The 23,450-nt window shown below is 73.0% G+C and carries 16 protein-coding genes and 1 pseudogene; 12 read left to right on the top strand and 5 right to left on the bottom strand.

Translation table 11 applies throughout. The features are described from left to right. Positions 1 to 9 precede the first annotated feature (9 nt). The 11 genes and pseudogenes from H9623_RS04135 (at position 10) to galK (ending at position 13,139) form a co-directional block, all read left to right on the top strand. Positions 10 to 1,215 (top strand): Mrp/NBP35 family ATP-binding protein, encoded by a 1,206-nt coding sequence (locus H9623_RS04135; RefSeq protein WP_193718784.1) that lies wholly within the window; start codon positions 10 to 12, stop codon positions 1,213 to 1,215. 279 nt (positions 1,216 to 1,494) lie between these two features. Then, the gene (locus H9623_RS04130; protein WP_193718783.1) at positions 1,495 to 2,517 is read left to right on the top strand and encodes an efflux RND transporter periplasmic adaptor subunit; all 1,023 of its coding nucleotides are present in this window, start codon (positions 1,495 to 1,497) and stop codon (positions 2,515 to 2,517) included. After that, on the top strand, positions 2,514 to 3,401 hold the full coding sequence (locus H9623_RS04125; protein ID WP_193718782.1) for an ABC transporter ATP-binding protein: 888 nt from the start codon (positions 2,514 to 2,516) through the stop codon (positions 3,399 to 3,401). The genes H9623_RS04130 and H9623_RS04125 overlap by 4 nt, the downstream gene beginning before the upstream one ends. Continuing rightward, entirely contained in the window at positions 3,398 to 4,597 is a 1,200-nt protein-coding gene (locus tag H9623_RS04120; protein WP_193718781.1) for an ABC transporter permease, read from the top strand. The genes H9623_RS04125 and H9623_RS04120 overlap by 4 nt, the downstream gene beginning before the upstream one ends. A 428-nt stretch (positions 4,598 to 5,025) precedes the next feature. After that, complete coding sequence (locus tag H9623_RS04115) at positions 5,026 to 5,994, top strand: hypothetical protein (protein ID WP_193718780.1); 969 nt, start codon at positions 5,026 to 5,028, stop codon at positions 5,992 to 5,994. After that, positions 5,991 to 7,613: an efflux RND transporter periplasmic adaptor subunit gene (locus H9623_RS04110; RefSeq protein WP_227748108.1), complete on the top strand. Its 1,623-nt coding sequence runs from the start codon at positions 5,991 to 5,993 to the stop codon at positions 7,611 to 7,613. Before H9623_RS04115 ends, H9623_RS04110 begins: the two co-directional genes overlap by 4 nt. A 143-nt stretch (positions 7,614 to 7,756) precedes the next feature. Continuing rightward, a complete protein-coding gene (locus H9623_RS04105; protein ID WP_193718817.1) occupies positions 7,757 to 8,413 on the top strand; it encodes an ABC transporter ATP-binding protein in 657 nt (218 codons plus the stop codon). After that, positions 8,410 to 9,708: an ABC transporter permease gene (locus tag H9623_RS04100; protein WP_193718779.1), complete on the top strand. Its 1,299-nt coding sequence runs from the start codon at positions 8,410 to 8,412 to the stop codon at positions 9,706 to 9,708. The genes H9623_RS04105 and H9623_RS04100 overlap by 4 nt, the downstream gene beginning before the upstream one ends. A gap of 75 nt (positions 9,709 to 9,783) precedes the next feature. Then, on the top strand, positions 9,784 to 10,617 hold the full coding sequence (locus H9623_RS04095; protein ID WP_227748107.1) for a DeoR/GlpR family DNA-binding transcription regulator: 834 nt from the start codon (positions 9,784 to 9,786) through the stop codon (positions 10,615 to 10,617). Next, positions 10,614 to 11,804, top strand: a pseudogene (galT, locus tag H9623_RS19265) (galactose-1-phosphate uridylyltransferase); the annotation flags it as partial. The gene H9623_RS04095 and the pseudogene galT, both read left to right, overlap by 4 nt. Then, positions 11,781 to 13,139, top strand: coding sequence for a galactokinase (gene galK, locus H9623_RS04090; RefSeq protein WP_407671831.1), 1,359 nt, complete (start codon positions 11,781 to 11,783; stop codon positions 13,137 to 13,139). The pseudogene galT and the gene galK, both read left to right, overlap by 24 nt. Here galK and H9623_RS04085 read toward each other — a convergent pair. The 3 genes from H9623_RS04085 to H9623_RS04075 form a co-directional block, all read right to left on the bottom strand. After that, complete coding sequence (locus H9623_RS04085; RefSeq protein WP_193718777.1) at positions 13,116 to 15,305, bottom strand: MMPL family transporter; 2,190 nt, start codon at positions 15,303 to 15,305, stop codon at positions 13,116 to 13,118. The two genes, galK and H9623_RS04085, sit on opposite strands and share 24 nt — an antisense overlap. Positions 15,306 to 15,500: 195 nt before the next feature. Continuing rightward, positions 15,501 to 18,809 (bottom strand): family 16 glycoside hydrolase, encoded by a 3,309-nt coding sequence (locus H9623_RS04080; protein WP_193718776.1) that lies wholly within the window; start codon positions 18,807 to 18,809, stop codon positions 15,501 to 15,503. 178 nt (positions 18,810 to 18,987) lie between these two features. Beyond that, the gene (locus H9623_RS04075; RefSeq protein ID WP_193718775.1) at positions 18,988 to 19,578 is read right to left on the bottom strand and encodes a winged helix-turn-helix domain-containing protein; all 591 of its coding nucleotides are present in this window, start codon (positions 19,576 to 19,578) and stop codon (positions 18,988 to 18,990) included. 53 nt (positions 19,579 to 19,631) lie between these two features. On the opposite strand from H9623_RS04075, the gene H9623_RS04070 reads away from it, so the two are divergent. Continuing rightward, entirely contained in the window at positions 19,632 to 20,924 is a 1,293-nt protein-coding gene (locus H9623_RS04070) for an MFS transporter (RefSeq protein ID WP_193718774.1), read from the top strand. A 51-nt stretch (positions 20,925 to 20,975) separates the two neighbouring features. On the opposite strand, the gene H9623_RS04065 is transcribed toward H9623_RS04070, so the two are convergent. Further along, the gene (locus H9623_RS04065) at positions 20,976 to 21,779 is read right to left on the bottom strand and encodes an exodeoxyribonuclease III (protein WP_193718773.1); all 804 of its coding nucleotides are present in this window, start codon (positions 21,777 to 21,779) and stop codon (positions 20,976 to 20,978) included. A gap of 98 nt (positions 21,780 to 21,877) precedes the next feature. Then, on the bottom strand, positions 21,878 to 23,374 hold the full coding sequence (locus H9623_RS04060; protein WP_193718772.1) for an MFS transporter: 1,497 nt from the start codon (positions 23,372 to 23,374) through the stop codon (positions 21,878 to 21,880). Between the last annotated feature and the right edge of the window lie 76 nt (positions 23,375 to 23,450).

The following is a 23,450-nucleotide window of genomic DNA, read 5'->3' as shown; positions in this document are numbered from 1 at the left end:
GATGGAGCCATGGCTGGCGGCTCCGCAACACCCACGACCGACGTTCTCGAGGACCTCGTCCGGAAGGCCCTGACCCAGGTCATGGACCCGGAGATCCGGCGTCCCGTGACCGAGCTCGGCATGGTCCGGTCGGTCGACGTGACCCTCGGCTCGTCCGCAGCCGACGGGTCAGCGGGCGCGGAAGGGGCGACGGGCACGGAGGGCGCGCGCGTCGTCGTCGGGATCGACCTGACGGTCGCGGGCTGCCCCATGAAGTCGACGCTCGTCAAGGACGTCACGGCCGCCGCGCGGACCGTGCCGGGCGTCGGCGAGGTCAGCGTGGACCTGGGCGTCATGAGCGCCGAGCAGCGCACCGAGCTGCGCACCATGCTGCGCGGGGGCGTGGGCGAGCCCGAGATCCCCTTCGCCAAGCCCGACTCGCTGACCAAGGTGTACGCGATCGCCTCGGGCAAGGGCGGTGTCGGCAAGTCCTCGGTGACCGCGAACCTCGCGGTGGCCCTCGCGGCGGACGGACTCTCCGTCGGCGTGGTCGACGCGGACATCTACGGGTTCTCGATCCCGCGCATGCTCGGCGTGGACCGTCAGCCCACGCGGGTCGACAACATGCTCCTGCCGCCCGTCGCGCACGGCGTCAAGGTCGTCTCGATCGGGATGTTCGTGCCCCAGGGCCAGCCCGTGATCTGGCGTGGCCCCATGCTCCACCGGGCGCTCCAGCAGTTCCTCGCCGACGTCTACTGGGGCGACCTCGACGTCCTCCTGCTCGACCTGCCGCCCGGCACGGGCGACATCGCGATCTCGGTCGCACAGCTCCTGCCGACGAGCGAGATCCTCGTCGTCACGACCCCCCAGGTCGCGGCCGCCGAGGTCGCGGAGCGGGCCGGGTCGATCGCGACGCAGACCCAGCAGGGCGTCGTCGGCGTCGTCGAGAACATGTCCTGGCTGGAGCAACCGGACGGCTCCCGGCTCGAGCTGTTCGGCGCCGGGGGCGGCGCGCGCGTCGCGGAGAACCTGACGGCCGCGACCGGCGGACCCGTCGAGCTGCTCGGCCAGGTCCCGCTCGACGTGTCGCTGCGCGAGGCCGGCGACGCCGGCACTCCCGTCACGTTGTCCGACCCGGACTCGCCTGCCGCGCTCGCCCTGCGGGACGTCGCCAGGCGGCTCGCCACCCGCAGCCGCGGGCTCGCCGGACGACGGCTGGGGCTCTCCCCCGTCTGACCCGCTGCGTCGCTCCGGACGCCGATACGGAGACGTCGCTCCCTGGACGGAAGTCCAGGGTGTACTGTGCCCTCACCGCTCGTCAGGAGCGAGACCAACGATGGTCGTCCAGGGGGGCACCACACCACGTCACGGACCGGACCTCTACCCGATCGTGATCTTCTGCGCAGACATCTCCTCCTTGAGGTGGATACGCGGGCATCGCCGCCCTCCTAGGCTTCCCAGAGCTTGCCAAGACCTTGAGCCTTCCCGCTCATCGGATTCACCTGGAGACCTGCCGTGGGCATCACCCGCCGGATCATCTTTCCTGCCCTTCGCATCGTGATCTGGGCGGTGATCGCCGTGACCCTCGTGGTGATCGCGTTCAAGTCAGCGCCCCAGGCGGAGGGAGACACCCAGACACCGTCCGCGGTCCTCTCGCTGCCGCAGGTGGAGGTGGCCACGGGCGCCATCACCAACACGGTGTCCCTCACGGGGCAGATCGTCTCGGACCCGGCGAGCACGGAGAAGGTCACGCAGGCCGGCAAGGTGAGCGCGGTGCACGCCAAGGTCGGCGACGTGGTCGCGGTGGGCGCCCCGCTCCTGGAGGTCGTCCTCGAGGAGCCGCGGGAGCCCCTCGTGACCACGGACAAGGAGACGGGCGAGGAGACCGTGACCGAGCGTCGGCCCAAGGTCACCCGGTCCACCATGACGGCCACGACGGCCGGGACGGTCGCGACGTTCACCGCGCTCAAGGACCAGGAGGTCACCGTGGGCGACACGTTCGCCTCGGTCTCCCCGGGGACGCTGTCCGTCACCGCCTCGATGCTCCCCGAGCAGCAGTTCCGCCTCCTGACCATCCCGTCCGAGGCGAGCGTGACGGTCACGGGCGGGCCCGCTCCCTTCCTGTGCACGGCGCTGCGCATGGGGACGGCCGCCGCGGCCGACCCGGCGGAGGGCGCGGAGACGACGGGCGACGTCCCGGGGGCGGCACCGTCCGCCTCGATCACGTGCGCGGTCCCGGCCGGCGTCACGGTCTTCGCCGGGCTCGCGGCCAAGCTCGAGGTCACGGCCGGAGCCGCGGAGGACGCGGTCCTCGTCCCCATCACCGCGGTCCAGGGGTCGGTCGAGTCGGGCAACGTCTGGGTCGTGGGTGCGGACGGCGAACCGGTCGAGACGGCCGTGAAGCTCGGCATCACCGACGGCACCCAGGTGCAGATCGTGGAAGGCCTCGCCGTGGGCGACACCGTCCTCGAGTTCGTGCCGGGCGAGGACGTCGCCCCGGTCGACGACGGGATGATGTACGGGGGCTCGGCCGGATGAGCCTGCTCGAGCTGCACGGGGTGACCCGGTCCGTCCGGCTCCCGGACGACCGCATCCTCGAGATCCTCCGAGGGATCGACCTCACGGTCGACGCGGGCGAGCACGTCTCGATCGTCGGGCGGTCCGGGACCGGCAAGTCGACCCTCCTGAACATCCTGGGTCTCCTCGACACCCCGACCGCCGGGGAGTTCCTGCTCGACGGCGTGCCCATCGGCCGCCTGTCGGGGCGCGTGCGCGCCCGGCGGCGCGGAGCCGACTTCGGCTTCGTGTTCCAGCAGTTCAACCTGCTCCAGGCGCGCACGGCGCTGGAGAACGTCGCCGCTCCCCTGCTCTACGCGCAGGGCAAGCAGTTCTGGGCCCGCAAGCGGCTCGCCGCGGAGATGCTCGAGCGCGTCGGCCTCGGGGACCGCCTCGACACCATGCCGGAGAAGCTCTCGGGCGGTGAGCAGCAGCGGGTCGCGATCGCCCGCGCGCTGGTCCGCGGCCCGCGCGTCATCCTCGCCGACGAGCCCACGGGCGCGCTCGACGTCGACACTGGCGGCGAGGTCATGGACCTGCTCGACACCATCGCCCAGGAGAACGGGTCAGCCCTCATCGCCATCACCCACGACCTCGCGGTCGCCTCACGCGCCAAGCGTCACTTCCGGCTGGCCGACGGGGTCCTGACCCCCATCGCGATCGGCGCGCGCAGCGCGGGGTCGCTCGACGGCCTGAGCTCCTCGGTCGAGCGCGTGCCCCACGGCGACGACCACCAGGCGGAGCACGTCGCCGTCCCTCTGGACCCGGTGGCCACCTCGAGGGTCGGGGCCACGCCCGCCACCGGCACGACGGCTCCTGCCGCACGCGCCGACGACCTCCTCGACGACTCGGTGGCTGCCTCGTGACCGGGTTCTTCGGGGCCCTCGCCGAGGCCTGGGACGAGCTGCGGGTCCACAAGCTGCGTGTCCTGCTCGCGCTGATCGGGGTGGCGGTGGCGGTCTGCGCGATCACGACCATCACCGCGGCCGGTGACATGCTGCGCCAGGTGTCGACCGAGGTGAGCGAGCGCCAGAGCGGCCGCCCCGCGACGCTCGACATCTCGGCGTACCCGACCGGGCAGGAGGCGCCGGGCGTCGAGGAGTACGTCGCCGCGTACGAGGACATCACGGCCCGCTACGAGATCGAGCACTCCTCGATGACCATGTGGGCGCAGACGCCGATCCGCTTCCCCGGCGGGACCATGGAGGTGCAGACCAACGCTGTCAGCGCCGAGTGGGCGACGATGCACCGTTTCGTGGTCGACGGGGGCCGGTGGTTCACGGAGGCCGACGAGGGGAACCTGTCGCCCGCGCTCGTGGTCAACCAGGCGTTCCTCGACGCCCTGGGACAACGCATCGAGGACCACCCGACCGTCATGATCGGTGGCGAGAACCCGGTGCTCGCGACCATCGTCGGCTCCTACCCCAACACCTGGGTCGACGAGGGGCCGAGCGCCTACACCCTCGTCTCGTCGCAGCTGCGCTGGGCCACGCCGGAGTCGCTCCTGAACACGGGGCCCCCGCGGCTCGAGGTCTGGGTGCCGCCGGACATGGCCGACGCCCTGACGGAGGCGATCCGCCGTGACCTCGCCGGGGCCATCCCCGGGTCCCAGTCGGACGTGTACCGGATGGACAACCCCGAGATGGGCATGATGGACCAGGCCACGAAGTGGGTCATCCTCGGGGTCAGCGTCATCGCCCTGCTGCTCGGCGGGCTCGGGCTCGTCAACATCGCCCTCGTCACGGTGCGCTACCGCATCCGCGAGATCGGCATCCGACGCAGCTTCGGCGCCTCCTCGGGTCGAGTCTTCTTCTCGGTCCTCATGGAGAGCGTCGTCGCCACCGTCGTCGCCGGGATCGTCGGGGTCGCGCTCGCGATCGTGATCCTCCACAACGTCCCGCTCGACACCATGATGGGCCCGGCCGTCCAGGACCGACCGGGCTTCCCGGTCTCGGCGGCCGTGACCGGCATGGTCGCCGCCGTGGCCGTCGGCGCTCTCGCCGGCCTGATCCCCGCGCTCGTCGCGGTCCGGGTCAAGGTGATCGACGCCATCCGCTACTGAACCGAGGCTTCCTGCCGGGTCCCGCACCGTCGCGAGGACCCGGCGGGGAGCGATCGAGGGCGAGCGCACCTCGCCCACAGTGTCGACGAACTGTCCTAGGGGGGACACCGCATGGACGTACCCGTACCTCGCCGCACCCCGTCGCCCGACGTCGCACGTCGGGCAGCGGACCGGCCCGCCGCCCGGCACGTCGCACCGCCGACGTCCGCCCCGGCTGCGGAGCCGCCTGACCCCGGCGTTCCGCCTGGGCGCCGCGCGCTGACCGTCCGGTTCGAGGACGCCGACCGATGAGGGCCGGCCCGTCCCGCCCGCACCGTCGCGCCCACGGTCCCGACGCGGCCTCCCGCACCGGTCTTCTCGATCCCTCGCTCCTCGGCGTCGACACCTCCGTCGGCGCCGCCCGACCCGACCCAGCAAAGGACACCTCCATGCGTCGACCGTCGACCAGCACGACCGCCATCGCGACCCTGGGTCTCGTCGGGACCCTTCTCCTCACGGCGTGCGGGGGAACGGACGCCGCCGTCCCCGAGGAGGAGAGCCCGTTGACCATGTTCTACCAGTCCCTCACGGGAGACCTGAGCCGCGACGAGATGATCAGGAAGACCCAGGAGGACAACCGCAGGGCCGAGGAGCTCACGGCCGAGTGCATGGCCGCCGAGGGGTTCGAGTACATCCCGGACGAGCAAGAGGTGATCGTCCCCGACCCGGAGGAGTTCGACCCCGTGAAGGACGCCGCCGAGAACGGCTACGGGATGACGGTCACAGCCCAGCCGTCCGACGAGGAGCAGGCGGAGCTGGACTCGAGGGTCGACCCCAACCAGGCGATCGTGAACGCGATGTCCGAGAGCGAGATGACCGCGTACTACATCGCCCTGCAGGGCGACACGTCCAGCTGGGAGACCGACGAGGACGGTGCGAACGTCGACGTCCCGATCGCGGAGATGGGCTGCTGGGGACGCGCGCAGGACACGGTCAGCGGCGACGAGCAGGCCATCTGGGGCACCGAGGAGATGACGGCCTTCAACGAAGCCACGACCGTCATGTACGAGGCCATCCCGAACGACCCCCGCATGATCGACGTCGCGGAGAGGTGGGCCGACTGCATGGCCGACGCGGGCTTCGACTACTCCACCCCTGACGAGCCGGCGGAGTACTTCTTGCAGGCCTCCAACGAGCTCTACGGAGGCGAGTCCCCCGTGCACCCCGGCGACCCGAAGGTCGCCGAGCTGGCGGAACAGGAGAAGAGCACCGCGGTCGCCGACCAGGAGTGCCGGAAGGAGGTCGAGTACGACAAGGTCTACACCACCGTGCAGTTCGAGCTCGAGGAGACGTTCGTCGCCGAGAACAAGGACCTGATGGACCGCGTGGTCGCCGCCTCCGAGGAGATCGGTCAGTGAGGTCCGCCCGTTCCCGTGACGGTGCGCGGGAGAGCGGAGGGACGTCCGGCGCAGTCAGCGAACCGGCGTCTGCACGCGAGCAGGACGCCGCCGAAGGCACCTCGTCGCCGTCCGGGGCCGGCCTCCGGGGGCACCGCCTCATCTGGTTCGTCGCCGCGATCGCGGTCACGAGCCTCCTGGCGGGCATCCTCGTCAGTCGCCTGGTCGTGTCCCCGGCCCAGGCCGCCGCGGACGCGAAGGCACCGGACGCGGGGCTCATCACGGTCCCTGTCGAGAGCAGGGTGATCGCGAACGACGTGACCCTGCGCGGTGACGTCAAGTACGACGACGCCGTCCAGGTCAGGCTCGAGACCGGCGAGCTCGGCAAGGCCGTGGTGACGGGCAAGGTTCCCGCGGTGGGGACCGAGCTGGGACCGGCCGCGGTCGCGCTCGAGGTCACAGGCCGCCCCGTCGTGGTGCTGCCCGGCGACCTTCCGGCGTACCGCACCCTGCGCGTGGGGGTCTCCGGCCCGGACGTCCTCCAGCTCAAGGCCGCGCTCGTCGCCGTCGGGATCAACCCCGGGGCGGCGGACAGCGACGTCTACGACGCCGCGACCGCGACCGCCGTCGACAGGCTGTACGCGGCCGTGGGCTACCCGTCCCCGGCGAGCGACGACGAGGCGCGGGCCGGGATCGAGAGCGCGACCCAGGGGGTGCGGGACGCCGAGACGAGCCTCGACGCGGCACGGACCGCGCTCTCGGCCGCGACCGGGGGTGCGACCGAGGTCGAGAAGCTCGAGGCCGACAACGCGGTGCGTCTGGCGGAGCGAACCCTCGCGACGGCCCGGGCCGAAGGAGGGGACGTCGCCACGGCCGAGGATGCGCTCAGGCTCGAGCGGGTCAAGCGCGCCGCACTGGACGAGCCTCGCGACGCCGCGGCCGAGGAGGCCGTGGTCGGGGCCGCGCAGCGCCAGCTCCGTGAGGCCGAGAAGGCTCTCGGCGAGGCCCGCACCGCCGCGCTGACCGCGCTCCCGGTCGGCGAGGTGCTCTTCCTCCCCAGCCTGCCCCGCCGCGTCGACGAGGTGCTCGTCGAACGAGGAGGCACCGTCGAGGGCCCCGTCATGACGGTGTCCGGGGCCACCCTGGTGGTCGAGGCCTCGGCCCGCGCCTCCGACGCCGCGCTCCTCGCGCCCGGCGCCGTGGCGACGTTCGTCCTGCCGGACGACTCCGAGGCCACCGCGACCGTGACGTCGGTCGAGGCCCGCGCTGCCGGGGGCGGGAGCGGCGAGGACACGTCGGCCGACAAGGAGAAGGGCGGACGGTTCGCCGTCCTCCTGGCTCCGGGCGCGCTGACCCCGGAACAGGTCACCCTCCTGCAGGGCAGCAACGTCCGTCTCACCATCCCCGTGAGCTCGACCTCCGGCGAGGTCCTCGCGGTCCCGTTGGCCGCGCTCACCGCGGGCCCCGGCGGGGAGCTGCGCGTCGAGGTGCTCCGCACGGGCGCGGGGACGGGCACGGACGGCGACCGTGCGACCGATCTGGTGCCGGTGAAGACAGGCCTCTCGGCCGGCGGGTTCGTGGAGATCGTCTCGTCGGAGGAACCGCTCGAGGCGGGCGACAAGGTGGTGGTCGGCACGTGACGGGCGGGCTCGACGGGCTTGCGCGGAACAGCTCGGCCCGTCCGGGGGATCTCCTCGACGAGCTCACGGCGGTTTCCCGTGCACCGGCGGGCGAGGCGACGGCGGGCGGCCCGGCACGTCCGGCCCCGGCGGTCGTCGAGCTCGTGGACGTGACCCGCAGCTTTCCCGGGCCGCCCGTCGTGGACGCGCTGCGGTCGGTGAGCCTGCGGATCGAGCCGGGCGACTACCTGTCGGTGATCGGCCCGTCGGGTTCCGGGAAGTCGACGCTGCTGAACCTCCTGGGCCTGCTCGACCGCCCCACGTCGGGCGACTACCTCCTGGACGGTGTCCCCACCGGCCGCGCCTCCGAGTCCGTGCGCTCGGCCCTGCGTGGCGGGCGGATCGGGTTCGTCTTCCAGTCGTTCCACCTGCTGCCGCAGCGCACCGTGCTGGACAACGTGCTGCTCGCCACGCTCTACAGCGGGGTGCCCCGGGGCGAGCGCCAGGAGCGGGCCCGCGCTGCCCTGGAGCGCGTGCACCTCTCGCACCGCATCGGCTTCACCCCGACCACGCTCTCGGGCGGCGAGCGCCAGCGGGTGGCGATCGCCCGCGCCGTGGTCGCCAGCCCTCACCTGCTCCTCGCGGACGAGCCGACGGGAAACCTCGACTCGACCAACTCGGTCGAGATCATGGAGCTGTTCGACGAGCTGCACGCCGACGGGCTCACGCTCGTCGTCATCACGCACGACCCCGCCGTGTCCGCCCGCGCCCGGCGCCGGGTCCGGATCACCGACGGCCGGCTCACGGAGCTCGACCGATGAGGGCCACCCGCGCCCTCGCGCACCGGTGGCGCGGGCGGCGCGACCGAGGAGACCGACCGCGGCTCCTGCGTGGCCGGGCACGTGACCGTTTCAGCGCGCGCGACCTCTTCGCCGAGGCTGCCCACGGTATCGGGGCACGGCCAGGGCGCCTGGTCCTGACGATCCTCGGCACGGTGCTCGGCATCGCGTCGGTCGTGATCACGGTGGGTCTCGCGCAGACCGCCGCGGGCCAGATCACCCGCCAGTTCGACGCGGTGGCCGCGACGCAGGTCGTCGTGAAGCCGGCGACGTCAGGCTCCGGCGGGCAGGAACGGGCTGCGGGCGCCATCCCCTGGGACGGGGCCGAGCGCGTCGCGCAGATCCACGGCGTGATCGACGCGGGGCTCGTCGCGCCCGTCGGGATCGGCGACCTCAAGGTGACCGCGGTACCCGTCAACGACCCGTCGGTCGCTCCTCAGTCGAGCCCTCAGGTCTTCGCGGGCACTGCCGGGCTGCTCGAGGCCGTCCGTGGCCGGATCGTGACGGGTCGGTCGTTCGACACCGGCCACGACGCTCGCGCCGACCGTGTCGTGCTCCTCGGGGAGCGCGCCGCCGAACGGCTCGGCGTCAACCGGGTCGACAGCCAGCCGTCGATCTTCATCGGTGAGGACTCCTACACCGTGATCGGGATCTTCGCCGACGTGAAGCGACGCACGGACCTCCTCGACGGGGTGGTCCTGCCGGCCGGTACCGCGCGGCAGGACTTCGCCCTCGGCCCTCCCGACGAGCTCCAGATCCACATCACGACGGGAGCGGGCCCTCTCGTCGCGCGGCAGGCGCCCGTCGCCCTGGATCCCACCGACCCCGACGTCTTCGAGGCCAGTGCGCCGGCGAACGGGTCGGCGCTCCAGAGGAACGTCCAGGCGGACATCAACGCCATCTTCCTGGCGTTGGGTGGCATCGCCCTGCTCGTGGGTGGCCTGGGGATCGCGAACGTCACGCTGCTGTCCGTCATGGAGCGGGTCGGCGAGATCGGGCTGCGCCGGGCGCTCGGCGCGACCAAGCGGGACATCGCCGGTCAGTTCGTCGTGGAGTCCGTGGTGATCGGGCTGCTCGGAGGGCTGGTCGGTGCGTCGCTCGGGGTGTTCACCGTGGTGATCGTGTCGGTCGTCCAGGAGTGGACGCCCATCCTCGACATCCGGATGGCGATCGGGTCGGCGTTGCTCGGTGGGGTGATCGGGCTGCTCGCCGGGACGTACCCCGCCCTCAAGGCCGCGGCGATCGAGCCCATCGCGGCGCTGCGCGGGGGGATCTGACCTCCCGGCGCGCTCGGCCCACCACCCGCATGTTCAATATTGTTCGTTTCTGTTCGAATGTGTCAGGATGGCGTCATGCTCGCCACGCAGCGCCACGAACGCATCCTCGCGGGACTCCGCGACCACGGCGCCGTCCGGATCGCCGACCTGACCCAGGACCTCGGGGTGTCCGACATGACGGTCCGCCGCGACCTCGCCGAGCTGGCCGAGCAGGGCCTGCTCCGCAAGGTCCACGGTGGTGCGGTCTCGCCGCAGGCCACGTCGCACGAGCCGGGGTTCGAGGCGAAGAGCACGATCGCGCTCGCCGAGAAGCGGGCGATCGCCCGCGCCGCCGTGCGGCTCGTCTCCCCCGGGTCCTCGATCGCGCTCTCCGCAGGAACCACGACCCACCTGCTCGCGGTCGAGATCGCCGCCGACCAGCGCCTGCGCCCCCTCACGGTCGTGACCAACTCCCTGCCGGTCGCCGACGCGCTGCACCGCGCGGGCGACCCGCGGCTCGAGACCGTCCTCACGGGCGGTTCGCGCACGCCGTCGGACGCCCTGGTCGGTCCGCTGACCGAGGCCGCGCTCGCGAGCCTGCGCGTCGACCAGACCTTCCTGGGCGCGCACGGCGTGAGCGTCGAGGCCGGGCTGACGACCCCCAACCTGGACGAGGCCGCGACCAACCGTGTGCTCGTCGCGATCGCCGGGCAGACCGTCGTGCTGGCCGACCGCTCGAAGTGGCACACCACGGGACTGAGCGTCTTCGCGCGGCTCGACCAGGTCGACGTCCTCGTGACCGACGACGCCCTCCCGGCGCAGGACCAGGAGGCCGCGCGTGACGCCGTCGAACGCCTCGTGGTCGCCCCCGCCAACCAGACGCACTCCCCCCTGCCCGACGACACCCAGGACGGTCGTACCTCCCGATGAACCAGCACCTGCGCCGCACCCCGACCCGCCTGGCCGACGGCCGCGAGCTCGTCTACTTCGACGACTCGCCCGCGTACGTCTCGGGCGAGCTCACGCGTCGGCTCGACGACCCTCGCCCGCTGGGCGACCGGTTCGCCCCCGTCACCGGCCCCGACGGGCACGAGCACCCCTACACGGGCCCCGAGATGCGCCTCGACCCGCTTACGGGTGACTGGATCCCGATGGCCGCGCACCGCATGAACCGCACGTTCCTGCCGGCCGCGGACTCGTGCCCGCTGTGCCCGGCGCGCCCCGGCGCCGCGTACTCGGACGGTGAGGTCCCGGACACCGCGTACGACGTCGTGGTCTTCGAGAACCGCTTCCCGTCGCTGCAGTTCGTGCCGGGCATCAGCGACGGGGCAGACGCGCCCGACGGCTTCTTCGGTGGCGAGGGGACCCTCGAGACCCGCGCTCCGGCGTCGGGCCGTTGCGAGGTCATCGTCTTCTCGAGCGACCACTCCTCCTCGTTCGGCGCGCTGCCCCCGCAGCGAGTGCGCACCATCATCGACGCGTGGGCCGACCGCACCGAGGCCCTCGGACGCGAGCCCGGCGTCGAGCAGGTGTTCTGCTTCGAGAACCGCGGCCAGGAGATCGGCGTCACCCTGCACCACCCGCACGGCCAGATCTACGGCTACCCGTACGTCACGCCCACGACCCGCGCGATGCTCGACCAGGCCCGCGCCCACCACGAGCGCACGGGCGGCAACCTGCTGCGCGACGTCCTCGACGCCGAGCTCGCGGACGGCCGCCGGATCGTCCTGGAGACCGAGCACTGGGTCGCCTACGTTCCCTTCGCGGCCCGCTGGCCCGTCGAGGTGCACCTCGCTCCGCGCCGCGACGTGCCCGACCTGCCCGCGCTCACCGATCCCGAGCGCGACGACCTCGCGGTGACCTACCTCGAGCTCCTGCGCCGCCTCGACCTGTTCTTCGAGGGGCCCGACGGCGAGCCCGTCCCCCTGCCCTACATCGCTGCCTGGCACCAGGCCCCGGTGCGCGAGGGCCGCGAGCTCTCGCGCCTGCACCTGCGGGTGTTCTCGGTGCTGCGCGCGCCGGGCAGGCTCAAGTACCTCGCGGGCTCGGAGTCCGGCATGGGCGCATGGGTCAGCGACACGACCCCCGAGCGGATCGCGGCGCGCCTGCAGGCACTCCCTCCGACCCCCGCCGCGCAGTGGGTCGAGTCCTGGCCCGACGACGTCGGCGCGGACCGCGTCCGGCAGGCCTTCGCGGCGGCGTACCCCGCGGACGACGTCGACGAGGACGGGACGGACGCTCCGGAGGTCCGCGTCTACGCTGCTCCCGGGCGCGTCAACGTCATCGGCGAGCACACCGACTACAACGCCGGGCTGTGCCTGCCCATCGCGCTCCCCCACCGCACGTACGTCGCGCTGCGCCCCCGGACCGACTCGGTCGTGCGCCTCGCCTCGGCCCAGGAGCCGGGCGCGGCGTGGACCGGGCGGCTCGAGGACGTCGCACCGGGGGCCGTGACCGGCTGGGCCGCGTACGTGGCCGGGGTCGCGTGGGCGCTCGGGCAGCACCTCGAGGCGACCGGCGGCTCGACCGAGACCATCCGAGGCTTCGACGCCGTGGTCGACTCGTGCGTGCCCTACGGTGCGGGCCTGTCGTCGTCGGCCGCGCTCGAGTGCTCGGTCGCGGTCGGGATCGACGACGTCGCGGGCCTGGGGCTCGCGGCCACCGACGCCGGGCGCGCGACGCTCGCGGCCGCCGCGATCCGCGCCGAGAACGAGGTCGCAGGCGCCCCGACGGGCGGCATGGACCAGTCGGCGTCGCTGCGGTGCGCCCCGGGTCACGCGCTGCTCCTCGACTGCCGCCCGGGGCTCGACCCGGTCGACGCGGTCGAGCAGATCCCGTTCGACCTCGCGGCCGAGGGGCTCGCCCTGCTCGTGATCGACACCCGGGCCGAGCACGCGCTCGTCGACGGCCAGTACGCCCAGCGCCGGGCGACGTGCGAGGCGGCCGCCGCGACCCTCGGCCTCGCGAACCTGCGTGAGCTCGCGGACTCGGTCGCCGGTGCGGCTGCCGCCACGGGCGACCCCGCGGCCCGGGAGGCCGCGTTCGCCGACGCCCTCGGCGCGGCGCTCGACCGCCTGCCCGACGACGTCTCGCGCCGCCGCGTACGCCACGTCGTCACGGAGATCGCCCGGACCCAGGACCTGGTGGCGCTGCTGCGCGCAGGGCGAGCCTCCGACGTCGGGCCGCTCATGGACGCGTCCCACGCGTCCCTGCGCGACGACTACGAGGTCTCCGCGCTCGAGCTCGACGTGGCGGTCGAGGCCGCGCGCGAGGCGGGCGCGCTGGGGGCCCGCATGACGGGCGGCGGGTTCGGCGGGTCCGCGATCGCGCTGGTCCCGGCCGAGCGCGCGTCCGCGGTCGCGGACGCCGTGGCCGGAGCCTTCGCCCGCGCCGGCCTCGCGGCCCCCGGCTTCCTGCTGGCCGTGCCGTCAGCCCCTGCCGGCGCCTGCTGACGCACCGCTGCCCACGAGGGTGCGCGGCGAGGCCTCCTCGCCGCGCGCCCCGTCCGGCTCGGTGCCGCGGGCCGAGCCTCTCCGTCCTCCCGGGAACCACCAGTTCCAGCGCCCCAGGAGCGACATCGAGGCCGGGAGCAGCAGGCCGCGGACGATCGTGACGTCGAGCAGGACCGCGACGGCCATCCCCACGCCGATCTCCTTCATGGCCACGAGGTCCCCCAGCGCGAAGCCCGCGAACACGATCCCGATCGACACGGCCGCGACCGTGATGACCGGACCCGAGGCCACGATGCCCGCGAGGACCGCCCGGTCGTTCGCGCGGCGGTCGTCCCCGGTCCGTCGACGCCACTCCTCCGCGATGCGCGCGAGGAGGAACACCTCGTAGTCCATCGACAGGCCGAACAGGAAGACGAACAGCAGCGCGGGACTCGTCGCGTCGATCGTGCCCGTGGGCTCGAAGCCCAGGAGCCGCGCCCCCCAGCCCCACTGGAAGACCGCGACGAGCACCCCGAGCGACGCCGTCAGCGCGAGCAGGTTCAGGACCAGCGCCTTGAGCGGGACCACGACGGACCGCGTGAGCCGGCCCAGCAGGAGCATGGCCGGCAGCACGACCGCGGCGAAGGCCCACGGGAGCCGGTCCCGGGACTGCTGGGTCGCGTCGACGAGCTCGGCCGCCGGCCCCGCGACCTGCACGGGGAACGGCACGTCGAGGCCGCGGACGTACCGGACCACGGACTGCGCCTCCTCGCCTGCGGCCGCGCCCACGGGCGTCACCTCGGCGACCGTCACGTCCGCCGGGAAGTCCACCAGGTGCTCGACGTCCTCGACACCCGGCAGGGCGTAGACCGCGTCGAGCAGCGACCGGACCTGCGGGTCCTCGACCGACTCCCCCAGGACGAGGGTGACCGGCTGGACGCCCAGGACGTCGAAGTCCTGCTCGATCCTCTCCTGCGCCACCCGCTCCGGGGTCCCCGGCGGCAACGACCGCGCGTCCGAGCTCCCCAGCGCGAGCGAGGCCAGCGGAGCGCTCAGGAGCAGGAGCACGGCCGTCGAGCCGAGCGTCACGGCCACGGGGCGACGCTGCGCGAACGACGCCGACCGCGCCAGCAGCCCGGTCCCCGTCCCCGTCCGGCGGCGAGCCCAGGTCCGGGTCCGCGGCGCAGGGATCGAGCGGTGCAGCACCGCGACCAGGGCAGGGACGAGCGTGAGCCCGGCGAGCGTCGTGAGCCCGACCACGAGCAGACCGCCCAGGGCCATGCTCGCCAGCAGCGGGTCGGCGAGGACGAGCAGCCCCGTGAGCGCCGACGCGACCGCGAGCCCCGAGACGAGGACGGCCCGGCCCGCGGTCGTCACGGTCCTGGCCAGCAGCTCCTCGAGCGGGGCCTCGGGTGCGCGGTCACGCTCCTCCCGGAACCGCACGATCACCAGGAGGCTGTAGTCGACGGCCAGCCCCAGGCCCAGGAGCGTCACGACGTTGACCGCGAACTCGCTCACGGGGACCGCGCCGGCCAGCGCGCTCAGCGCCAGCAGAGAGGCCGCGATCGACGCGAGCGCGGCGGCGACCGGCAGCAGCCCGGCGCGCAAGCCGCCCAGCACGAGCACGAGGACCACGCACAGCACCACGAGAGCGACCGACTCGCCCACGACCGCGTCCGCCGTCGCGATGTCGGCGAACGTCCGCTCGGCCATGAGCTCCCCGCCCACGACGACCTCGGGCGCGTCGAGCGTCTGCAGGACCGCCACCACACGGTCCCCGACCTCGAGCGCCTGCTCGTCCGTGAGGTCGTGGTCGAGCTCGACCACCACGAGCGACCCGAACCCGTCGTCCGAGATCAGCCCGCCCGCCGTGAACGCGTCGGTCACCTCCAGGACACCGGGGATCTCACGGACCTCCTGCATGACGCGGTACCCGCTCGCGACGAGCGAGGGCGTGAAGAAGTCGACGCCGCCGACGACCGCCGTGAGCGTCTCGCCCTGCGGGTCGAGCTCGTCGAGCAGCGCCTGCGCCTGCGCGGCCGGAGCGCCGGGCGGCAGGCTGTCGACCGCGGTCGTGCGGTCGAAGACCCCACCGCCGATCACAGCGCCCAGCAGCGCCAGCACGGCCCAGAGGGCGAGGACGGCAGCGCGGTACCGGGTCACGGCCCGTCCCAGGTGCGCGAGCATCGTTCGACCACCTCTCGACGGCACGGCAGGACGTCGTCGTCGATGCCCTGGCAGATGGTGACAGACGCCGCGCTGCGGCGGCAAACGAGGATGCGGCCGCGCTGCGCGGCCCGCCGTCGTCCCGGGTGCACGACACGGCTGCGGCACGCCGTGCGTGCCGCAGCCGAGTCATGCACTCAGCGAGGGGAGGGCGCGTCAGCCACAGCTCGACGCGTCGTAGGCCGTCTCGACCACGACCTCCCTGTCCCCGGCGCTCGCCGACACGGTGGCTGTCCCGGCCTCGACCGAGGTCGAGCGCGTCGAGAACGTCTGCTGGGCGGACTTGCCCGGCAGGACGCCGACCATGGTCTTCGTGCCGAACGGCGTCCTGAGCACGACGTCGACCGGCACCGTGTCGTCGTTGACGGCACGGACGCTCAGCGAGACCTTGCCCGCGAGGCACTTGGCCTGGACGGTCACGGACACCGCGACCTCGGGCTCGGGCTCGGCGCCCAGGTCCTTGACGCGGATGTTGCGGTAGGAGACCGTCTCACCGTTGCCGTGGTTCTGGATCCCGATGAACCCGCTCGACAGGTCACGAGCCGGGTCGGTGCTCGTGAAGTCGTTGACGAGCACGTCGTTGAGGTAGATCCGGATACGGTCCCCCTCGACGCGGATGTCGTACGCGTTCCACTGCCCGACGGGCTTGAGGGCCGCGGTCACGGCCGCCGCGTCGGCGCCCTGGAACGTGTAGATCGCACCGGTCGTGCGGTCAGCGGCGTCGCTCGCGTCGATCTGGATCTCGTACCCCTTGTTGACCGCGACCCAAGGGTCGTTGCCGGGGTTCGGGAAGCCGACGAACACGCCGCCGTTGTCGTCCTTGACGAGCTTCCAGTCGAGCTTGAGCGAGTACTCCTCGAGCTCCTCCGCCGTGTACCAGAGCAGGCCCATGCCACCGTTGGTGCGGATCGAGCAGTCGTCCTGACGCCCGAACGTGCCGGCACCGGCGAGGCTCCAGTCCGCAAGGCTCGCGAGGGTACCGTCGAAGATGCCGCGGTAGCCGTCCTCGACGTCCGCCGGGGAGCAGATGTCAGGGTTCTGCCCGATCGACAGCACGTCGAGGTTCACGTTGCCCTGGTCGCCCTGGTCGTACTTCAGGGTGACCGTGTTGTGGCCCGCCACGAGGGCGACCTCACGGGTGATCGTGTCCCACTTCTTCCAGTCGCCGGTCGTGGGCAGCGTCCACGGGCCGACCTTCTGACCGTTCACGTAGAGCGACACGTCCTTGGAGCGCAGCTCGGTGTACGGGTGGATGCCGTTGGCGTAGCGCAGGTTGAGCGGGTAGGTGCCCGCCTCGGGGACCGTCACGGAGAACTGCCGACCCGAGCCGACGTTCTGCATCCCGGCGGCGAAGCCCGTGCCGGAGTAGTTGCTGTGGTCCGAGCCGAGGCTCGAGCCACCGAGCGGCTGCGCTTCCTCGGCCTCGTACCAGCCACGCTCGGCCGGGGCGACGTAGCCCGGCAGCGAGTTCAGCGTGTACCAGGCCTCGGTGCTCAGGAGCTCGGCCCCCTCGTTCGAGGCGAACGGACGCGGCGAACGCAGGTGCACGACGTGACCGGGCTTGAGCCCGTCGACCGTCAGCGTGACCGTGGTGCGGTCCTCGGACACGGTGGCGTCCGTGACGAACAGCGGCTGCTCGTCGACCTTGGGGCCGCCGTACTGCTGGGTCGGCACGTAGCGCCACTGCGTGAGGCGGTAGGCGTCGGCCAGCTTCGCGACGACGGCGTCGGACACCGGGTCGGTGTACTCGATCTCGAACCCGCCCTCGACGACGCGCATCTCCACCATGTCGAACGAGTCCTCGTTCACCGTGGTGAGCTTCTGCAGGCCGAACCGCAGCTTGCCGGACTCACCCCAGTTGCCGCCCTCGCCCGTGCCACCGACGTACAGCGCACCGTCGGGGCCGGTGATGACGCGGTTCGCACCGACCTCGAGGCCCGCGGTGTGGCGGAAGACCGCACCCTGGAACTCGCCGTCGACCTTCTCCAGGAACGCACGCTGGAGACCGCCGTACGTGACGTCGCCCAGGAGCATCTGGCCGGCGAACTCGCCGTCCTGCACGAGGATCGGGTTGCCCGGGGAGTTGGCGATCTCGTTCTGCGGGAGCCACAGCGCGGGCTGGGAGACGGGGTTCGCGTCGAACGGACCGGCCGGCGTGGTGAAGTGGTTGAAGAACTTGTCCTGCTCGATGTGCACGAGCTTGTTCGCGGGCAGCCATGCGCCCTGGTTGTCCGTCCCGAAGATCTCGCCCTCGGGGCCGAAGCCGATCCCGTTCGGGGTGCGCAGACCACCCGCGACGTACGTGACCTCGCCCGTCGCGCGGTCGATCTTGATCGACGTGCCTCGGTTGGCGGCGGGCTGCGGCGTGGTCGTCGCGCCGCCGTTGTCGATCGCGACGGAGAGGTTGACGTAGAAGTAGTCCTCGTCGTGGATCAGGCCGAACGCGAACTCGTGGAAGTTCCCGCCGTCGGGCCACCCGGCGATCTTGGTGTGCGTGTCGTAGAAGCCGTCGCCGTCCGGGTCGGTGAGCTGCGTGAGCTGGTACCGCTCGGAGACGAAGATCGAGTCCTCGATGACCTCGATGCCCATCGGGTTCAGCAGCTTGTCCGCGACCTTCGTGACGGTGACGTCCTCCGGTCCGGTCGCGTCGATCACACCGTCGAGGAGGTACACCTCACCGGTCGTCGGGTCGGGCCGCCATCCGCCGGAGCTCACGTCGCCCGTGGTCACGACGGCAAGCTTCTCGTCCGGGGTGAAGGCGAGGCCCGAGACCTTGGGCTCGAAGCCCGCGGGGCGCAGGTCGACGAGCTCGTAGTTGGGGTTGACCGCGTCGAGGCGCAGCCCGTCGCCCGAGCTGTCCGTCGCCCCCTCGCAGTACTTGTTGCCGGGCGCGGTGACGCGCACGACGTTCGCCTCGGTGCTCAGGGCCGACGTCGGGACGACCACGAACGTCGACGACCCCGGGGTCTTCCACGCGAGCGTCAGGCGCTGCTTGTCCGTGCCCTCGTAGTACTCGACCCGCAGGTCGTGCGCTCCTGCGGTGAGGGTGATCGCCCCCTCGACGGACGTCGAGTCGTTCGGGCCGTCGTTCTCGAGGAGGAGCTGGTCGTCGACGTAGACGAGCGCGCCGTCGTCGTTCGTCACGCGGAACGTGTACTCACCCTCGGTGGGGACCGTGAGCGTCGCGAGGGCGTGCGTGATGAAGCGGTCCGACGCACCGAACTGCTCGGGCGTGCTCCAGTCGATGGTCGGCATGAGCTTGTCGACGTTGGGGGTGGTGCCCGACTTGAGGGTGCACACGGACCCCGGGTCCTGAGCGAGCTGGAAGGTGCGCAGCGTGACGCCGGGCTCCATGGTGTCGGCCGCCTGTGCGGCGGGGAGCGCTCCGGCGAAGGCGAGCGGGACGAGCAGGGAAGCTCCGAGCAGGCCTGAGAGACCTCTTCGATGACGCGGTGAGGTGTGCACGAGTGTTCTTCCTCCTTGAAGACGGGTCGGCAGTGACCACGTCGGAGCCTAAGGAGGCTTTTGCCTACTGTCAACCAAAAGTCCTATGGCGGCCAACAGATTTGACGGGGCGGCGGGGCGGCCGGGCGGCCGGGCGGCCGGGCGGCCGGGCCGCCTGGCAGCCAGGCGGCCGGGCCGCTCAGCGCGGCTCGCGGCTCGCGTCGTGGTGGATCGCGATGAACACCGACCAGGGCTCGCCGTCCGCCGCGGGCTCGCGCTGCCGGAAGTCCTCGAGGACCTCGTTGAGTCGTCGCGAGAGCTCGTCCCTGCCCTCGGCGTCGAGCCGCAGGCCGAGCCGACCCATGTCGACGCGCGCCGGGTCCGCTGCGGACAGCTCCTCGAGGAACGCGTCGAGCAGCACCCGGTGGCCGCCAGGGCCCAGGTCTGCGGTCCACGACTTGCCCGTCGCGAGGTACGGCACCTCGCGCGCGCCCCGCGCCCCCGTACGGGCGGGCTGCGCCGCGAGGAACCCCCGGGCCACGAGCGTCCGGACGTGGTGGAGCGTCGTCGCCGGGTTCTTGCCGAGGGCCTGGGCGATCTCCTTGTTGGTCCGCGGCTCGTCGAGGCAGATGCGCAGGATCCGCACCCGCAGGGACGACGCGAGCGCGCGTGCGTCCGCGTCCCGCTCGGCGTCCGAGCCGGCCGCCCTCGGCAGGCCGGCGGTCGGCGCGTGCGCACCGCGTCGCGCGTCCACGGGCGACGGGTCGGGGACTGCGCGCGAGGGGGGCATGCCCCCAGGCTAACCGATTGACAGTTCCCAATCACTTGCACCACGCTGTCCCCATGACGCCCGACGGACCGGTACGCGCCACCGCGCCGCCCCGCAGCCTGGTCCACCACCGGGACTTCCGCCGCCTGTGGGGCGGCGACGCGCTCGGGCAGCTCGGCGCCCAGCTCACGGGCTTCGTCCTGCCCGTCTTCGCCGTGTCCCACCTGCACGCGACCGCGTGGCAGATGGGCGCCCTCAACGCCGCCGAGACCGCGGCGTTCCTGCTCCTGAGCCTGCCGGCGGGCGCGTGGGTCGACCGCCTGCGCAAGCGCCGGGTCCTCGTCGCTGCCGACCTGGCGCGCGCGGCGATCCTCTCGGTCGTCGTCCTCGCCGCCCTGACCGGCCACGCGAGCATGGGCCTGCTCATCGGTGCCGCCGTGGTCATCAGCGCGTTCAGCCTCTTCTTCGACGTCGCGCACCAGAGCTACGTCCCCGGCCTCGTCGGGCTCGACCACGTCGTCGAGGGCAACTCCAAGCTCCAGGCGACCCAGTCCGTCGCGATGATCGCAGGTCCGGCGATCGGCGGGTTCGCGCTGCGCGTCCTGTCCGCCCCTCTCGTCATGGTCGCGACCGTCGGGACCTACCTCGCGAGCGCGCTGGCGGTCTCGCGGATCGGCCACCACGAGGACCTGCCCGACCCGACCGTGCGACGTCCGCTGCGCACCGAGATCGCCGACGGGCTGCGGTTCGTCGCGAGCGAGCCGCTGCTCCGACGGATCCTGGCCTGCACGGCGCTCAGCAACCTGGGCGGGGCGATCGGCAACGCCGTCCTGGTGATCTTCGCGCTGCGCACGCTCGACGTCGGGACCTCGACCTACGGCGTCGTGCTCTCGGCGAGCGCAGCGGGCGGGCTGCTCGGCGCCGTCCTGGCCGACCGGGCGTCCCGCTGGGTCGGCCCCGCCCGGATCATCCCTGCCTCCGCCGTGGTCACCGGGCTGTCCTACGCCATCACGCCTGCGGCGGCCGTCGTGGCCGTGACCGGCGCACCGGCCGCCGTGGTCCCGGTCGTGCTCGTCGTCGGTGGCTTCGTGTTCAACCTCGCGGTCGTGGTCTACAACGTCGCGCAGGTGAGCTTCCGTCAGCGGCTGTGCCCGCCCGCGCTGCTGGGGCGCATGAACGCCTCGGCCCGCTTCATCGTGTGGGGCCCCCTCCCGATCGGCGGTCTGCTCGGCGGGTGGATCGGGTCGGTGTGGGGCGCGGCCCCTGCGCTGTGGGTCGGGGCCGTCGTCATGACGCTCGGCGCCCTGCCCGTCGTCCTGTCGCCGCTCGCGCGCACGACCGAGCTCCCGGTCCCCGCCCACGACTGACCCCGGACGCCCCGAGCGTTCGCGGCCGGACCCTCGCTCGAGGCGTCGGCGTCAGAGGTCGTACGTCGCGACGAGTGCGGCGTGGTCGCTCCAGCGGCTCTCGTAGTCGTCGGCACGGTCGACCTCGACCTTGACGGCGTGCTCGGCGAGCGCGGGCGTCGCGAGCTGGTAGTCGATGCGCCAGCCCGAGTCGTTGACGAAGGCCTGACCACGCCAGGACCACCAGGTGAACGGGCCGGGGCCCTCGCCGCCGTGCTTGCGGCCGAGGTCCACCCAGCCCAGCTCGTCGAACCAGGTGTCGAGGTACGCGCGCTCCTCGGGGAGGAAGCCGGCGGACTTCTGGTTGCCCTTCCAGTTCTTGATGTCGACGTTCTTGTGCGCGATGTTCAGGTCCCCCGCGACGACCGCGAGCCCGCCCGCCGCGGACAGCTCGCGCAGCCGCTCGGTGACCTTCTCGAGGTAGGCGTACTTCTCGTCCATCTTGGGCGTGCCAGCGGTGCCGGAGTGGATGTACGTCGAGACGACCGTCAGCTTCTCGCCCGAGGCCAGCTCGAGGTCGGCCTCGACCCACCGGCCCGTGTCGACCGGGGGCTCGGGCTCGCCCTTGCCCAGCCCGATGCGCACCGCGGTCACGGGCAGGCGCGACGCGACCGCGACCCCTGCGCGGCCCTTGATGTCGCACGCCTGGTGCGCGACGTGCCAGTCCTCGCCGACGAGCTCGTTCAGGATCTCGTCGGGAGCGCGGACCTCCTGCAGGAGCATGACGTCCGGGGTGCGCGCGGCGACCCAGGCGTCCATCCCCCGGCGGTAGGCGGCGCGGATCCCGTTGACGTTGGCGTTGGCGATGGTGAGCACCTCGACATCAAACCCCACGCCACCCACACGGGCGAAGCCCGGCGGGCGAGACGCTGGTCACGACCCGCCGCGGACCCGGTGCGCGCGTGGCGTCGAGGTCACGCCCGTCCCGGCGGGTCGGCCGGGAGCGCGGCCTCGCGGAACCTCCCCGCGAGGAGCACGGTCGCGAGCGCCAGCACGGCGAGCACCCCGAACCCGATCCGCAGCGCGTCCGTCGTCGCGAAGACTCCCGTCATGACGCCGCCGAGCACCGCGCCCACGTACGTGAAGACGTTGAGCCGGGCCACCGCCCGGTCCGTCGCCTCCTCGACCGTCGGGGCCGCCGGGGCCGTCGGGGCCGCCGGGGCCGTCGGGGCCGTCGGCGTCACCGCGCCGGCCAAGGGCCGCGCACCCGCGACCGCGGCGACCGACTCGGCGGCCCGGTCCCCCGCGGCCGAGAACGCCATGGGCGCCACGACCCCGAGCCCGAGACCCGTCGCTGCGAACCCGAGCACCGCGAGCGGCCACACCGGCGAGACCGCGACGAGCCCCAGCCCGAGCACGCCCACCGCACCACCCGACGCCACGACGCGCACGCGCCCCCACCGCTCGACCGCGCGGTCGCCCAGGAGCCGCGAGCAGATGAGCATCGCCTGGTAGGCACCGAACCCCAGCGGCCCGACGACGGCGCTCGCCCCGAGCACGCCCTGCAGGAACGTCGCCCCCCAGCTCGAGACCGCGGAGTCCGCGACGGGGAAGGCCAGCATCGCGGCGCCGAGCACGAGGACGGTCCCCGCGCCGACCATGCCTGTCGCACCCCGCGCGCCCCGCGCGGCGGATCCCCTCGCGGCGGCACCTGGTTCCCCCTCCCCGCGCTCTGCGGCACCGCCGCCTGCCCCCGGGACGGGAGCGGCGCCGTCGGGCACCGCCGGGGCGCGCCCCTTCCGCGACCCCACCACCTCCCCCGCGGCCGCGACCGCCGCGGTCCGCGAGAGCAGCCCCGCCCGCAGCACGAGCACCGCCACCACGACCACCCCCGCGACCAGCGCGAGCGACACCGGCAGCGCGAGCCCCAGGGCCGCGGCCCCCGAGACCGCGAGCGACCCGACGACACCGCCCGCGGCGTTGGCCGCGAAGAACGCGGCGATGAGGCTGCGCCCGTAGGCGCGCTGCACGTCGATGCCCTGCATGGACGTCGAGGCGTCGACCGACCCGAGCGCCAGCCCGTACACCGCGAACGCGACGAAGAACGCCCCGAGCAGCCCGGCCCCCGCGCTCAGACCGACCGCGAGGATCCCCGCCGCCGCCAGGAGCAGCCCGCCCGTCACGACGCGCGCCGACCCGAACCGCGCGGCGAACCACCCGGACAGCGCGCTGCCGGTCGCCGCGCACACGCAGACGCCCAGGATCACGAGCGTGATGACGTCGGGGCCGATGCCCAGGTAACGCTCGTACGTGGGGACGTTGGTCAGCATCACGGCGAAGCCGAAGCCCTGCGCCGCGTACGCGGCCGTGGCGCTGCGGCGCGCGCGTCGGACAGGGACGGGGACGGCGTGGGGCGCAGGGACGAGGGCCGCGATGCCGTCGTCTCCCCCGGCCCGGGACGCGGGGGTCATGGCGGAACACTAGTCCTGCTCGGCGGCTCGGCACGACAGCGCGTCAGGAAAGGACGGGACGGGCGCGACCCGGAGG

Origin of the sequence: Oerskovia douganii, assembly GCF_015142735.1 — a bacterium.
GTDB lineage: Bacteria > Actinomycetota > Actinomycetes > Actinomycetales > Cellulomonadaceae > Oerskovia > Oerskovia douganii.
The sequence above is the reverse complement of the archived record's forward strand: the minus strand, read 5'-3'. Positions and strand labels throughout refer to the sequence as shown.